The 14,532-nt window shown below is 72.6% G+C and carries 12 protein-coding genes; 8 read left to right on the top strand and 4 right to left on the bottom strand.

What is annotated here, in order from left to right; genetic code table 11:
- The first annotated feature begins 33 nt into the window (after window positions 1–33).
- Entirely contained in the window at window positions 34–984 is a 951-nt protein-coding gene (locus tag FH608_RS16545) for a helix-turn-helix transcriptional regulator (RefSeq protein ID WP_139631372.1), read from the top strand.
- Window positions 985–1,270: 286 nt separating this feature from the next.
- Here the strand turns inward: FH608_RS16545 and rph are convergent, their stop codons facing one another.
- Window positions 1,271–3,886: a rifamycin-inactivating phosphotransferase gene (gene rph, locus FH608_RS16540; RefSeq protein WP_226899625.1), complete on the bottom strand. Its 2,616-nt coding sequence runs from the start codon at window positions 3,884–3,886 to the stop codon at window positions 1,271–1,273.
- A 215-nt stretch (window positions 3,887–4,101) separates the two neighbouring features.
- Here rph and FH608_RS16535 point away from each other — a divergent pair, with 215 nt between their 5' ends.
- The gene (locus FH608_RS16535) at window positions 4,102–4,476 is read left to right on the top strand and encodes a VOC family protein (RefSeq protein WP_139631371.1); all 375 of its coding nucleotides are present in this window, start codon (window positions 4,102–4,104) and stop codon (window positions 4,474–4,476) included.
- Between the two features lie 55 nt (window positions 4,477–4,531).
- Here the strand turns inward: FH608_RS16535 and FH608_RS16530 are convergent, their stop codons facing one another.
- On the bottom strand, window positions 4,532–5,068 hold the full coding sequence (locus FH608_RS16530) for an Lrp/AsnC family transcriptional regulator (RefSeq protein ID WP_226899589.1): 537 nt from the start codon (window positions 5,066–5,068) through the stop codon (window positions 4,532–4,534).
- A gap of 90 nt (window positions 5,069–5,158) precedes the next feature.
- Between FH608_RS16530 and FH608_RS16525 the strand changes: the two genes are divergently transcribed.
- Together FH608_RS16525 and FH608_RS16520 are read left to right on the top strand one after the other, a co-directional pair.
- Window positions 5,159–6,565 (top strand): FAD-binding oxidoreductase, encoded by a 1,407-nt coding sequence (locus FH608_RS16525; RefSeq protein ID WP_139631369.1) that lies wholly within the window; start codon window positions 5,159–5,161, stop codon window positions 6,563–6,565.
- 56 nt (window positions 6,566–6,621) lie between these two features.
- Window positions 6,622–7,428: a DUF899 family protein gene (locus FH608_RS16520; RefSeq protein WP_139631368.1), complete on the top strand. Its 807-nt coding sequence runs from the start codon at window positions 6,622–6,624 to the stop codon at window positions 7,426–7,428.
- 31 nt (window positions 7,429–7,459) lie between these two features.
- Here FH608_RS16520 and FH608_RS16515 read toward each other — a convergent pair whose 3' ends face one another.
- Complete coding sequence (locus FH608_RS16515) at window positions 7,460–7,897, bottom strand: MerR family transcriptional regulator (protein ID WP_139631367.1); 438 nt, start codon at window positions 7,895–7,897, stop codon at window positions 7,460–7,462.
- Window positions 7,898–7,968: 71 nt separating this feature from the next.
- Here FH608_RS16515 and FH608_RS16510 point away from each other — a divergent pair, with 71 nt between their 5' ends.
- The gene (locus FH608_RS16510) at window positions 7,969–8,586 is read left to right on the top strand and encodes a class I SAM-dependent methyltransferase (protein ID WP_226899588.1); all 618 of its coding nucleotides are present in this window, start codon (window positions 7,969–7,971) and stop codon (window positions 8,584–8,586) included.
- A gap of 41 nt (window positions 8,587–8,627) precedes the next feature.
- Here the strand turns inward: FH608_RS16510 and FH608_RS16505 are convergent, their stop codons facing one another.
- Complete coding sequence (locus FH608_RS16505) at window positions 8,628–9,029, bottom strand: winged helix-turn-helix transcriptional regulator (protein WP_139631365.1); 402 nt, start codon at window positions 9,027–9,029, stop codon at window positions 8,628–8,630.
- 83 nt (window positions 9,030–9,112) lie between these two features.
- On the opposite strand from FH608_RS16505, the gene FH608_RS16500 reads away from it, so the two are divergent.
- The 3 genes from FH608_RS16500 (at window position 9,113) to FH608_RS16490 (ending at window position 14,527) form a co-directional block, all read left to right on the top strand.
- Window positions 9,113–9,994: an NAD(P)H-binding protein gene (locus FH608_RS16500; RefSeq protein WP_139631364.1), complete on the top strand. Its 882-nt coding sequence runs from the start codon at window positions 9,113–9,115 to the stop codon at window positions 9,992–9,994.
- Between the two features lie 122 nt (window positions 9,995–10,116).
- Window positions 10,117–10,428: a trypco2 family protein gene (locus tag FH608_RS16495; protein ID WP_139631363.1), complete on the top strand. Its 312-nt coding sequence runs from the start codon at window positions 10,117–10,119 to the stop codon at window positions 10,426–10,428.
- Window positions 10,429–10,432: 4 nt separating this feature from the next.
- Window positions 10,433–14,527 (top strand): serine protease, encoded by a 4,095-nt coding sequence (locus FH608_RS16490; protein ID WP_139631362.1) that lies wholly within the window; start codon window positions 10,433–10,435, stop codon window positions 14,525–14,527.
- Window positions 14,528–14,532: the final 5 nt, after the last annotated feature.

Raw genomic sequence — 14,532 nt, 5'->3', positions numbered from 1 at the left:
AAACGGTCCTGGTCATCGAGCAGACTGTTGGCCATGGTCAACACCTCGGCGCGGCTGCTGCGGCTGCTGTCTTTGCTGTCAACGCGGCAGTCCTGGACGTGCGCTGATCTTTCCGCCCGGCTGGAGATCACCGAACGGACGGTTCGCCGGGACATCGCCCGGCTACGTGAGCTCGGCTACGGCATCGAATCGGAGATGGGCCCATGGGGCGGCTACCACCTCGGGCCCGGAACCAGCATTCCGCCACTGATCCTTGACGAGGAGGAGGCCCTCGCGGTCGCTGTCGGGCTGCGCACCGCCGCCTTCAGCGGAGTCTCCGGCAGCGACCAGGCAGCTCTGTCGGCGTTGCTGAAACTCCGCCAGGTGCTGCCGGTCAGGATCGCCGACCGGCTCGGCGAGCTGGACGCCGCGTTCACCCACACCGCACGACCCGACGACGGCCAGATCTCCCCCGCGCTGCTGCTCGACCTGGCCACCGCGTGCCGGCGAGGCGAACGCGTCCAGTTGACCTACCCCGAGCGGGCCGGAACGACGTCCACCCGCCGAGTGGACCCGTACCGGCTCATCTACACCGGCCGCCGCTGGTATCTCCTCGCCTACGACCTGACGCGGCAGGATTGGCGCACCTTCCGTACCGATCGCATCATCGATGCCACAGCCACCGGGCAGGCCACTGCCCTGCCCGACCCGCCAGATCCGGCACAGATGGTCAGCACGGGCATCGCGCTGAGGCCCTACCCGGTGCGGGTGACCATCCGCCTGGCCGTACCGGCCGATGAGGCCCGCAGGCTGGTACCACCAACGGTCGGCGTCCACCACCCGGACGGCGATGACGCCACGATCATCGACATCGGCGGGCCGGACGCCGACGGCCTGGCCCGCTACCTGATCAGCCTCGGCCGACCGCTCCGGATACTGCATCCGGAAGAGGTCCGCCAGGCATTCCTCACCCGCACACGACAACTCCTCAAGGACAACCAGTGACGCACTCACCCGCCGATGGCTGACACGGCTACCTGCGGTGACGGATGTCGCCGGCCACCATGACGTGCGGCTGCGGCCTTGACCGTCTCCATCGAGGGTCACTCGACGAGACACGCCGCACTGCCGGTCCGCGGAAGACACGACCTGTCCGCGCGCGTACGGTGCCGATCTGGACGACGGCGGGAAGGATGCGCCATGGGACCGGGCCTTCACCGCGTCGGCCGAGCAGCTCACGGACGCCGGACGCCTACCTCCGGGACGGGATGTGGTTCCTGATCGCCACCGCTTACGGCTGAGAGGCTGACGAGAGGATCTCGACGTATCCGTCCGTTCCGTGGACGCGGATCCGCTGCCCGTCCTGGATCAGCCGGGTCGCGCGCTCCACGCCCACGACGGCGGGCAGGCCGTACTCCCGCGCGATCACCGCCCCGTGCGTCATCAGGCCGCCCACCTCCGTCACCAGCCCGGCGACGGCGACGAACAGCGGGGTCCAGCTGGGGTCGGTGTACGCGGTGACCAGGATGTCGCCCGCTTCGAGGTCGGCCTGCGCCATGTCGGTGACGACGCGGGCGCGACCCTCGACGGTCCCGGCCGAGACCGGGAGGCCGAGCAGCGCGCCGGCCGGGGCGTCGTCACGACGGTACTCGCCGTTGATGGCCTCCCCGTCCGAGGTGAGGATCCGGGGCGGGGTGAGCGTCTCGTACGACCGGAACGCCTCACGCCTCTCCCGGATCAGCTCGGCGTCCACGGCGTCGGTGCGGACGACTTCTCGCAGCTCCTCGAACCGGAGGAAGAAGATGTCGTCCGGCTCGCGCAGGGTGCCGGATCGGACGAGGCGATCGGCCTCGCGCAGCAGCGCCTGCTTGTAGATGAAGTAGCGGCTGACCATGCCGTACTTGGGATACTCCCGGTATCCGGCGAAGGTGCGGACGCGGTCGATCATCCGCTTCGTCTCCTCCGCCTTCTCCTCGCCGCCGGGCAGGGCGCGCAGGCGCGTCAGCACGTCCTGTTCCTTGCGGCGTGCTTCTTGGAGCCCCTGCTCGAAGTGCCGCTCGCCGGCGCCCGGCTCGAAGTTCTTGATGTTGCCGAGGAGGGTGGGCACGAGCGCGGCGGGCTGTTCGCTCCAGCGCGTTCTGGTGATGTCGATCTCGCCCGCGCAGCGCATGCCGTACTTGTCGAGGTAGCCCCGGATGGCGTCACGCGCCTCCTTCCCGCCGGCCAGCCGGGCCAGCTCGTCCAGGAAGCCGTCGCCCTCGCGCCCTTCGTCCGCGACGCGGTGCAGGAACGCCACGACGTCCGCGTACGGCCGGATGGTGTCGGCGACGTCGAGGAGCGCCAGCCCCATCTCCGACGTGACGTTGTGGGGGACGGACTGCGTGAGCGCGTCGGCCGCGTTCTTCTCGCCCAGCCACTCCTCGAGGTGGTCGTTGAGCCACCAGGTCGCCTCCATCCCTGCCATGATCGCCTGGTGGCTCCGCGGGTGGAACAGGACGCGCTTCAGCTCGCCGGCGATGTCGTCGCGGATGAAGTCGAGCAGCGCCGTCCCGTGCAGGCTCCGGATCTCGCTCCGCAGGGTGGCGACGGACTCCTCACTCTGGCGGATCAGCTCGGTGACGATGGCCGGATCGTTCTCGACGGGGGCGGGCGGGTCACCGGCGGGTGCGGCGGCGGGGCTCTCGTCCGGAAGCGAGGGGAGGAAGTCGCCGCGGTCGACGATGCTCTGCAGCGCGTCGCGGATCAGCGGGTCGGACTTCCCGAGGGCCCCGATGATGTAGTCGCGACCGGCGGGCCTCGCCAGGATGGGGGCCACGTCGACGAACAGCCGCCCGCCCGCCTCGTGCATCGCCCGCGCGGCAGTCAGCCGCCACACGGAGAGTCCCAGCGGCTTCATCGCGTCGGTCATCATCTGCTGGTGACCGACGGAGACGTAGACGTGGTTGTCCTGGTCGTCGGCCGCGGGGACGGGGAACAGGGTGGTGATCGGCCGGCTCTGGACGATGTGGAAGTCGTCGCCGGCCAGGCACCATTCGATGTCCTGGGGCCGGCCGAAGTGCGCCTCGATGCGCCGGCCGAGCTTCACCAGGCGCACGACCTGCTCGCCCGTCAGAGCCGGCTGCGTCTGCCGCCGCGGCTCGATCGGCGCGTCCTCGGTGCCGCCTCCGGGCGAGGCCTGGACGGACCGCGGCTTGGTGGCGACCGTCGTGCCGATGATCTGATCGTCGCGCACCGTGTAGACGTCCCCGGCGACCAGGCCGGAGACCAGGGCCTCGCCGAGCCCCCACCCGGCCTCCACGGTGGCGACCTTCCGGTTCGAGGTGACGGGGTCCGCGGTGAAGAGCATCCCGGCCGCGTCGGGGAACACCATCCGCTGCACGACCACGGCCATGCGCACCTTCCGGTGGTCGAAACCGTTACGGCACCGGTACGTCACCGCCCGCTCGGTGAACAGCGAGGCCCAGCACCGCCGGACGTGCCGCAGGATCTCCGGCAGCCCCACGATGTTCAGGTAGGAGTCCTGCTGCCCGGCGAAGGACGCGGTCGGCAGGTCCTCGGCCGTCGCGCTGGAACGCACCGCGTAGGAGGCCTGCTCCCCCAGCCGGGCGAGCGATTCGCCGATCTCCGCCACGAGGTCGTCGGGCACCGCGACGCCCTCGATACCGCTGCGGATGTCGGCGCTCAGGGTGCGGATCGTCGCGTGGTCGTCCGCCTTCACGCGCGACAGCTCGTCGAGCCGGGCGTCGATCGACGGCGCCTCGGCCACGACCTGCTGGAAGGCGTCCGTCGTCACGCAGAAGCCGTCCGGCACGCGGATGCCCTCGATGCGCGAGAGCTCGCCCAGGGCGGCGCCCTTCCCGCCGGCGTCCGCGACATTCGTCGAGTCGATCTGCTGGAAACCCATCACGTAAGCCAATTCCGCTGCTCCATCGTTCGTCGGATCGGTTGGCAACGGGCAAGTATGGAGTACTTTTTCTGGCCTCATGAGGTGCACGGATCTGCTATAAAGTAAAAGTGGCGGGGAGTGGAGCGCGATGCGCCCGCAGCCCGGCCCGCCGCCCCTGATCACCGCCCCGTTAAACGGTTGGCCGCGTGCGGGCGCCTCTCGGTAGGGTTCCGGCCATGGCTTCTCGCATTTCCGAACTGGTCATCCCCTGCCATGACGTCCAACGGCTCGTGGCGTTCTGGTGCGAGGTCCTCGACTTCGTCGTGCTCGACACCGAGGACGACGGTTCGGTGGAGATCGGACCGCGGGAAGGGTTCGGCGGCCTGCAGCCGACGCTGATCCTGATCCCCACCACCGAGCCCAAGGCGGGCCACCTGCGGATGCACTTCGACGTCAACGCCACCGACCGCGATCAGGACGCCGAGCTCGATCGCCTGCTGAAGCTCGGGGCGCGCCCGGCCGACGTCGGCCAGACCGGCGAGGAGTCATGGCACGTCCTGGCCGATCCCGAGGGCAACGAATTCTGCCTCCTTCGAGCTCGCCTGAGCTGAGCCCCGGCCCCGAGCCGGGGGCCTGCGCCCTCGCCGCCGTCATGGGCAGGGCGGATCAGCCGTCCGCCGGTTCCGGAGCTTCCGCACGCCGGCGCGTCCACCCCGCGGAGGCGGTAACCGGCCGGTCGGGGTGGTTCCGGCGCACTCGCGGGTCGTCGTACTGCGTGGACAGGACGATGTGGGTGTCCATCTCGCCGTGCTTCCCGATCTGTTCCAGCACGCCCTCGAGATGCGCCAGCGACGAGGCCCTGACCTTCAGCATCGAGCAGTGCCGGCCGCTCAGCTTGTCGACCTCCACCACCTCCGGATAGTCCTCGGCGGCTGAGCTCTTGAGCAGGCACTTGCCAAGGGCGCAGCGCAGCTGGATGTACGCCTGGATGGGAAACCCGGCTGCGGCGGGGTCGATCCGGGCCTGGTAGCCGAGGATCACCCCGCGCCGTTCCAGGCGGCGAATCCGCTCGGCGACGGCGGGCGCGGAGAGATGCACCCGCCGGGCCAGTTCGTTGTAGGACAGCCGGGCGTCCGCCTGAAGCTCGTCGAGAAGCTTCCAGTCGAGGTCATCGAGGTCGGTTTCCGGGCGTGAAGAATTCACGGTTCCCACTTTACGATCGCATTCAACGAGTGCTTTCGCGCGCCCCGACGGCCATGTCCGGCCGGGCCGTTCCCGCCTACTGTGAATCTGGTGATCAGGAATGGACATCAGCCCGGCGTCGCCGACGCGCTGCCGGCCCGGTCCTTCAGGGCTCTGGCGCAGCGGGTCACCGGCGCCGTGCTGACCAGCGAGTCGGCCGGCTTCGACGCGGCCGTCAGGCCGGCAGCGGGGCGCTTCGATCGGGTCCGCCCGCAGGCGGTGGTGCGTTGCCGCACCGCCGCCGATGTCGCGGCCGCACTTGGTTTCGCCCGGTCCAACGGCCTGGCCGTGGCGGTGCGCAGCGGCGGGCATGACTTCGCCGGCCGGTCCACGACCACCGGGCTGCTGATCGACCTCGGCGAACTCGCCGGGGTCTCCCTGGAGGACGGATACGCGCGCGTCGGCGCGGGTACGCGGCTCGCCGACGTGTACCGGTGCCTCGACCGGCACGGGCACACGCTGCCCGCCGGGAGCGGCCCCTCTGTCGGCATCGCCGGATTGACGCTCGGCGGCGGCCTGGGCTACCTCGGACGCACCTGGGGGCTGACCTGTGACCGGCTCGTCGGAGCGCGGGTCGTCCGCGTGGACGGCGGCCTCGTGCACTGCGACGAGCGCGAGAACGCCGACCTGTTCTGGGCCCTCAGGGGCGGTGGCGCCGCGGGCGTCGGCGTCGTCACCGAGCTGTCCTTCGCGCCGGTCCCGTCTCCACGGTGCACCGCCGTGGAGCTCACGTGGGACTACCGGCCGGCGGCCCAGGTCGTCGACGCCTGGCAGCGGTGGAGCCCGGACGCGCCGGACGAGCTCGCCGTGAGCCTGCTGCTCACCGTCCCGGCCGAGCCGAACGGTCCAGCGCGGGTGAGCCTGTTCGGCGTGGCCGCCGGGCTCTCGCCCGCGCACACCGATGATCTTCTCGACGATCTCATCGCCAGGGTGGGAGCCCGCCCGCGAAGCCGGTGGCGGCGGCACCTGCCGTGGGCGGACACCCTGGCCGCTCTCGCCGCGCGCATGCCCGGAGAGGCCGCCGGGCGCTCGTTCAGCACGTCCGGCTTCTTCCGGCAGGACATACCGCCGGACGCGCTCGACGCCCTGGTCGGCCGGCTGGTGGAAGGCCGGAGGGCCGGCGAATCCCGCGAGCTCGACCTCACACCGTGGGGCGGCGCCTACAACCGTGTCCCGTCGCACGTCACGGCCTTCCCCCACCGGAGCGAGCGCTTTCTCCTCAAACTCGCCGCCACGGTCCGGGCGGATCTGCCGGGAGACGTCCCGTGGCTGCGCCGCTCCTGGCAGACGGTGCGGCCGTGGTCGAGCGGCGGCGTGTACCCGAACTTCCCCGACCCCGCCCTCACCGATCCCGGACGCGCCTACTGGGGCGACAACCTCCCGGAGCTGGAGCGCGTGAAGGCCATCCACGACCCCGACTGGATCCTGCCCGGCCTCAGACCACGGGACGCGATCTGATCGACATAGCGAACCAGCCGTAGGCGACCCGGCCATTGACGCGAAAGGATCTCACCATGACCGACCAGCCCACCTCAGCGATCGGCGACGCGGCCAAGCCGCCGGTCGTCGGCCGGGCCGCGTTCCAGACCGAACTGGACCGGCTCCGCGCCCGCGAGAAGGCCCACACCCGCGAGGGCGACGCGATCGCCGCCGCCCGGCGCCGCCTCCCGATGGTCGACGTCGATCCGCGGACCCCGCTGATCGGGGCGGACGGGCCGGTGCCGCTGATCGACGTCTTCGACGGCCGGTCCCAGCTGATCGCCTACTTCCACATGTGGCACACCGGCAGGCCCGCCGCCGAGCAGTGCGAGGGCTGCACCTTCAACTCCTCCCACGTCACCGAGCTCGCCTACCTGCACTCGCGCGACGTCGGCTACGCGGTCTTCGCCGAGGGACCGTACGAGGAGGCCTCGCGGTATCGGGAGTTCATGGGCTACCCCGTTCCGTGGTACTCGGTGCCGCACGAGTCCGTGGACCGGTTGATCGCCGACCGGCACTTCGGCATCCTGGCGTGCTACCTGCGGGACGGAGACCAGGTCTACGAGACCTACTGGACCACCGGCCGCGGCAACGAGGCGATGGCGCCGTCGTACGGGCTGCTGGATCGGACCGTCTACGGCCGGCAGGAGCGCTGGGAGGACTCGCCGGAGGGCTGGCCGCGGCGCTGGGGCTCCAAGGGTGGCCAGTTCCAGGGGGACGACGGCCGCCCGGCGGCCCAGGGGCCGCGCGTCCAGGCCGGGCGCGACGACGACCTCGGCCCGATGCCGGACGGATGGACCCGGTGTTCCTGCCCGCTGCACGCCGGACCGGCCACGAGCTGACGGCACCGCCGGTCCTCGGCGCCGGACCGGCTCAGTGCGCGTGAATCCTCTCGTGAGCCTCCGCGAGGGAGCATCCCTCCAGGAGTGCCGCGATCCCGCCGGCGAAGTTGGGGCACTCGAAGACGTCCTCGTGCGGGCAGGCCAGGCCATGGGCGATGGCGGTGCGTGCCACCTGCGCCTGTGCGATCCGCTGGTCCAGCTCGGCGAGCTTGCGCCGGTACAGCTCCCGCCAGCTGTCGCCGTCCGGCGAACGGGACGCGAGGAACGCCTTGACCTCCCGCAACGTGAAACCGACATTACGCAGGACCACCACCAAACCGACCAGCTCGACCGCCGATGGCGGATAACGCCGCTGGCCTGAGACCCGGGCCGGAGCCGGCAGCAGGCCGAGCTCCTCCCAGTAGCGCAGAGCGGAGGTGGCGACGCCCGTGCGGCTCGCCAGCTCACCGATCGTCAACTGCTCGCTCATTTGACTTCAAGCATACTTGAAGTCGTTGACTGGCGATCATGCAGGCAACAGGAACCTCTCTCAAGCAACGCGTGATCAGATACCTGGTGCGCCAGGCGCACCGGCCCCGCGGCATCGTCGGGCGGGCGAACGGCCTGATGTTCGCCCACCGGCCCTCCAACCGGAAGCGCAACATCTGGGCGGTGTCGCTGCTGGACATACGGCCCACCGACCGGGTGCTCGAGATCGGCTTCGGCCCCGGGATCGCCGTCGCCGAGTTCGCCGGCCGCGCCACCCGGGGCCACGTCTTCGGCGTCGACCACTCGGCGGTGATGGTCCGGCAGGCCACCCGCCGCAACGCCGCCGCCGTACGCGCCCGCCGCGTGCACCTCACGTGCGCCTCCGTGGAGGAGCTGCCGGACTTCGGCGATCCGCTCGACGCCATCCTCGCGGTCAACTCCGTGGGCTTCTGGCCCGACCCGGTGGAGCGGCTCCGCGAGCTGCGCCACCTGCTGCGCCCCGCCGGGCGCATCGCGCTCGTCAGCCAGCCGCGCTGCCCCGGCGCCACCCGCGACACCACGGCCCGCGCCGCCCACGAGCTCCAGGACCTGCTCACCCAGGCCGGCTTCACCCACCTCCGGGTCGAGACCCTCGACCTCGACCCGCCCGTCGCCTGCGTGCTCGCCGAGAACCCGACCGGCATGCCGTGACGGCCGCGGCCAGCGCACGGGTCTCCGGGTCAGCGGGCGCGTCAGGCTTCGCCGGGATGGTCGGCGTCCCAGCGGGCGCGCGCCTCTCGCATGGCGTCCTTGTGCTCGCGCGACCAGCCGGCCAGGCGCTGCACGCTCTCGGCGAGGCTGCGCCCCATCGCCGTCAGCTCGTACTCGACCTGCGGCGGGATCGTCGGGTACGCCGTGCGTTCCACCAGCCCGTCCCGGCACAGCCGCCGCGTGGTCAGCGTCAGCATCCGCTGGGAGATGCCGGGGATCGCCCGGTGCAGTTCGCGGAAGCGGCGTACCCCCTTGGCCAGCTCCACCAGCACCAGCACCGTCCACTTGTCCCCGATGCGGTCGAGCACCTCCCGGATGCCGCAGTCGTCGTCCCCGCACGGGCCCCCGGCCTGGGGGGTTACCCGCGTGTGCGCGACTGACATAGAAGTGCCTCCTTTTGACGAGCGTCGGCCCTCCCCCATGCTTGGGGTCGTTTCACCAGGCAGAACCACATTAGGGGCCTTTCATGATTGTCGTCACAGGTGTGTCCGGCGTGCTGGGCGGAGCGATCCTCGGCGGGCTGCGGGCCGTGCCGGGCGTGGAGGTGGCCGGGGCCAGCCGTTCGGGCGGCGGCACGGCGGTGCGGCACGCCGACTTCGACCGCCCCGAGACCCTGGAGCGGGCGTTCGCGGGGGCGCGGGTGCTGGTGTTCGTGTCGGCCGGGTACGCCGAGGACGACGTCGTGCTGGCCCGGCACGGCGCGGTCGTGCGGGCGGCGGCCGGTGCGGGGGTCGAGCACGTGATCTACACCAGCCTGGCCGGGTCGGGGGAGCGGCTGACGATCGCCCTGGCCCACCGGTGGACCGAGGCGCGGCTGGCCGAGGCGCCCTTCGACGTCACGGTGCTGCGCAACGGGCTGTACGCCGAGATCCCCGCCGGGCTGGCGCTGGCCGGCGCCGCGGCGGCGGCTGAGAGCGGGGTGTTCGCGGCGCCCCTCGGCGAGGGGCGGGCGTCGGTGGTGGCCAGGCAGGACCTGGCGGCCGTGGCCGTGCGGGTGGCGGCGGAGGCATGGCGGGACGTGGTCTCCGGCGGGGCGCGGCGGCACGCGGGGCGGACGTACGAGCTGGAGGGGCTGAGCGCGGTGGGCGGGCACGACCTGGCCGGGGTGCTGTCCGAGGTGACGGGCCGGGACATCGCCTACCGGGCGGTGTCGCTGGGCGAGGCGCGGGCGGGGCTGGCAGGGCTGGAGGCGTACCAGGCGGGCCACTCGATCTCGACCTTCGCCAACATCGGCGCGGGCCTGCTGGAGGCCGGGCACAGTGACCTGCCCGCGTTCCTGGACGCGCCCCGGCCGGCCCGTGACGTGATCGCGGCCGCCGTGCGGTCGGGGATCAGGTCCGGTCGCTGAGCCGCGTGCCGTGCGCGGGCCGCCGCCCGCGGGGGCACCCGCGCCCTCCGAAGTGGGGCAGAATCGTCGGCATGTGCGCGTGCGGACCCGCACAGTCATCCCGAGACGCGGAGGCAGATGTCGTGAACGAGCCTGAGAGCGTGCCCCTGGCCGACTACATCCGAGCGCTCCGCGACCAGCTGGAGTCGGCGCAGGAGGAGGGGCGTGCCCGCGGGGTGAAGTTCGCCGTCGGGGCTGTGGAGCTGGAGTTCGAGGTCGCCGTGACCAAGGAGGCGGACGCCCGCGGCGGGCTGAAGCTGTGGGTGTTCGAGCTGGGCGCCTCGGGCAAGAGGAGCGGGGCCCAGACCCAGAAGGTCCGGATGACCCTCACCCCCACCGACGAGGAGGGCCGCCCCCTCTCGGTGACGGACCGGCTGTCCGAGCTCCCGCGCTGAGGCGGTGCCCCGGGTGGTCGGCCCGCTCGTCGGACGGTGCGTCGAGGTTCTGGTCCAGCGCGGGGGCGAGACGGGGTACGGCTCCGGCCTGCGCCTCGCGACCTCGTTGGTGGTGACGGCCGGGCACGTCGTCGACGGCGGGACCCTGATCAAGGTCCGCCTGTCCGGAGGGTCCTCCGACGAGATCACCGTGGACGGGTGGACCGCATGGCGGGGCGACCGCGTGGACATCGCGTTCGTCGAGCTCTCCCCGGGCGCCGGCCTCGACGAGGTGGCCCCGATGGCCGTCGGAGCCGTTCCGGAGGAGACCGGCGGGCGGCTGCCGTTCACGGCGATCGGATATCCGCGCCACCAGACCTGGCGGGACGCCGGCACGGGGATGTGGCGCGACAGCGACCAGATCGACGGCGTGATCCCGCTGGGGTCGAGCGTGAAGCGGGGGCGCCTGGTCCTGCACCGCGCCGACGGGCGCGCTCTGGAGGCGCGTGACTGGAGCGGTTTCTCCGGCGCCGCGGTCGTCTGCGGGCAGGCGGCCGTCGGCGTCGTCGTGGAATCGGCGCACTCCGGCGGGCTGGAGGCCGTACGGCTGGCCTCGGCCATCGGCACGTACGAGCCGCGCGCGGACGACGAACGCGAGCCCGCTCCGAGTGCGGCGGCCGCACGCGCGCTCCTGGCCGGCCACGGCGTCACGCCGCAACCGGTCGGCGTCCACTCCCCCGGCGAGCCGCGGCGTCCGGCCTACGACGCGCTGCTGCGCCAGTACGCCGCACGCTGCCCCGAGCTGATCGGTCGCGAGCAGGAGCTCGCCGGACTCATGGCGTTCGCGACCGGGCGGGAGCCGTACCTGCTGCTCGTCGCTCCTCCCTGGGCCGGGAAGACGTCGCTGGCCACGCACTTCGCCACGGGCTCTCACCCCCAGGTGGACGTGGTGTCGTTCGTCGTCTCCCGGCGCGACGGTCAGATGCGCGTCCAGCAGTTCCACCGGGCGGTCTGCGAGCAGCTGGCGGTCTTGCTGGGCGAGTTCCCGCCCGCCGAACCGGACGCGGCCGCCTTCCTCAGCCTCTGGGAACGCGCGATGGCCCACCAGGAGCGGCGCGGCCGCGCGCTGATCCTGATGGTCGACGGCCTGGACGAGAACGACCACCGGGAGCTGGCCGAGCCCAGCATCGCCTCGCAGCTGCCGGCCGACGTGGGAGCCGCGGCGCACGTCCTGGTGACCAGCCGCCACGCCGGCGTTCCCCTGGACGTGGACGAGAACCACCCGCTGCGCGCCTGCCGCCGCCACGTCCTGGCGCCCTTTCCCGCGGCGAGGAGCCTGCTCCTGCGCGCCCGCCAGGAGCTCGACCACGTGCTCACCGAGCCGCTGCCGCGCCGGATCCTGACCACGATGGCGGTGGCCCACGGCGCGCTGAGCATCGGGGACATCGCCGCCGTCAACAGCGATGACCGCCTGGCCGTCCGCCGGACGCTGGAGCGGAGCCTGTCCCGCGTGGTGGAGCCGCGGCCCGGCCCGGTGACCCGGTACACGCCGGCGCACGACACCCTGGCCGCCGCCGTACGGGAGGACCTGGAGCAGGAGGAGGTGGCACGCGCCCGCGCCGCCGTCGACGCGTGGGCCCTCGGCTTCGCCGAGGCCGGATGGCCTGACGCGACCCCCGGCTACCTCACCGAGGCCTATCCGACCCTGCTGCTCACCGAGGGCGCCGGCCGGACGCTGGCCGCGCTGGCCTCGCCCGAACGGCGCGACCTGCTCCGCCGCAGGACCGGCGGCGACTTCGCCGCGCTCGCCGAGCTGTCGAACGCGGCCAGGCTGCTCGCGGCGGCCCCGGACCCCGACCTCACGACACTGGCCCGCGTCTCCCTGCTGAGGGAGCGCATCCACGACGAGACGCGCGACGTGCCCGCGTCCTATCCGCTGCTCCTGGCACGCCTCGGCCGCCCGGAGGAAGGCGTGCAGCTGGCCCGTACGCTGCAGAACTCCTACACGCGCGCCGACGCCCTGCTGGCGATCGCCGACCGCCTGTTCGGCTCCCAGCCGGTCGAAGCTCGCAACCTGGTCCTCGAGGCGATGGCCGTGCCGGGGAGGCTGGACGCCGAGCGGGTGGATCACACGGTGCGAGCGGCCCTCGTCCTGGCGCGCCACGGCGAACCCGACGCCACCGAGCTCGCCCGCACCGCCATCGCCGGCCATGTGCGGGGCCTGCCCGGGGATCTCCGCGTCTGGTCGATCGTCACCGTCGCAGAACCGATGGCCGAGATCGACCCGGCCCTGGCGCGGACCCTGATCGAGGAGGCCATCGACCAGGCCGATGCCGAGGACCGCCCCGCGGTGTACGGCGGCCTCGCGCGGGCGTCCGGCCTCCTCGGCAGGACCGATCACCTTCTCCGCCACATCGCGGACCTGGACAGGGACGGCAGAAAGGAGGCGCTGCTCCAGGCGTGTGACGACCATTTCGCCGGCGGTGGACGGCGAGCCGTGCCGGAGACGCTGATCGCCGAGCTGAACCGGGAATTCTCCGAGGCGGAGCTCGTGCGCTCGGCCCCCTACCAGGACGAGGAGCGGGCCTCGCGCATGCTCGCGACGGTGCCCGGGGATGCGTACGCGCTCACCTGGACCGCCCTGGCCGCCCACGGCCGCGACCCGCGGCGGAGCGAGATCCCCCCGGACGTAGACCTCGACGACCTCCTGTCCGATGCCGCGAAAGCGGCGCGGAACAACGGGCACCTCGCGCTGGCGGCCTCCCTGGGACGGGAGATCGCCGACCCCGCCACCCGGGCGGACACCCTCACGGAGACCTCGCTGGCGATCCTCGACACCGGCTCCCCGCAGGACGCCGATCCCCTGGTGAGAGAGGTGAGCGCGGCCCTCGGCGAGACCCCGGGCCGGTGGCGCGCCGGCGTGCTGGCCGCGCTGGCCCGTGCCGCCGACTCCGCCGGGCGGGAGGAACTGGCCGGGGCCGCCCTGGAAGCGGCCGTGCGCGCGGCGCTGGACGGCGTGGACGACTGGCAGGCCCAGTGGCAGGCGACACACGTGGCGGGCGTGGCGGCCTGCCTGGGCAGGGTGGAGCACACGCTGGCGATCGCGGCGGCGCTCCAGGACGAGATGCACCGGCTCGACACCCTCCTGCACGCCGCCGACGCCGTCAAGACGGACGATCGCCGATCATCCGCGCTGCGCACGCTCGTCGACCTGGCGGTCGAAGGTGTGGAGGGCTCGGAACATCCGCGCGGGCAGGGATGGCCGGCCCGGGTCGTCGGCGACCTCGCCGGCCTTCTCCTGGACACGGGTGACGTCGACGAGGCGCTGCGCCTGGCAACGTACCTGGACGAGGCCGACGTGCGGGCGCGTGCCCTCCTCATGCGCGCCCACGTGCTCTCGGATGACCTCTCCCGGGCGGCCTCGCTGATTCGCGAGACGGGACGGCACGCGCCCGCGGGCGCCCCCGCCGAGGCCGTACGCCGGCAGGAACAGGCGGCGGCGATGATCGTCCAGCTGTGCGACGCCGGCCACCGGGCACTGGCCCGCGAACTCACGACAGAGCTGATCGGGGCCGCCGACATGAGTCTCACGCCGGCGGAAGACGTGTGGTCGCGCCCCTGGCTCACCGCGGCCTGCCACGCCACCGGGCTCGACCGGGAGTACGCCGAACTGCTGGCCACCGCCCGGCACGCCTCTCTGGTGACGGGAAGCCTGTCGGCGACGTCCACCATGCCGATGGAGGCGGTCATCCGGCTGCGCCTGTGGGACCGCTACCGTGACGAGGCCCGCCGGATGAACGACGTGCTCGCCGACAGCGCGCTCACCGAACTGGTCACGGCGATGCTCGGAGCGGGGCTCGTGCGCGAGGCGGTCACCGTCATCGACGACCTCACGGAGGACGCGGCCTACTGTGCGGCACTCGCCGCGCGATCCGCCCTGGCCACCGACCATCGGCTGGCCCGCGACCTGGTCGGGCGGTCACTTGCCGCGGGCTTCGAGAGCGAGGTGATCGCCCCGCTGGCCGCGCTGGAACCGCGCTGCCTGGACGAGATCGCGGCACAACTCGGGGTCGGCGCCTCACCTGCCACCACGCCACCGCACGAGGGCCGCCCCGGCTGATTGTC

Source organism: Nonomuraea phyllanthi (assembly GCF_006334985.2).
GTDB classification, from domain to species: domain Bacteria; phylum Actinomycetota; class Actinomycetes; order Streptosporangiales; family Streptosporangiaceae; genus Nonomuraea; species Nonomuraea phyllanthi.
The sequence above is the reverse complement of the archived record's forward strand: the minus strand, read 5'-3'. Positions and strand labels throughout refer to the sequence as shown.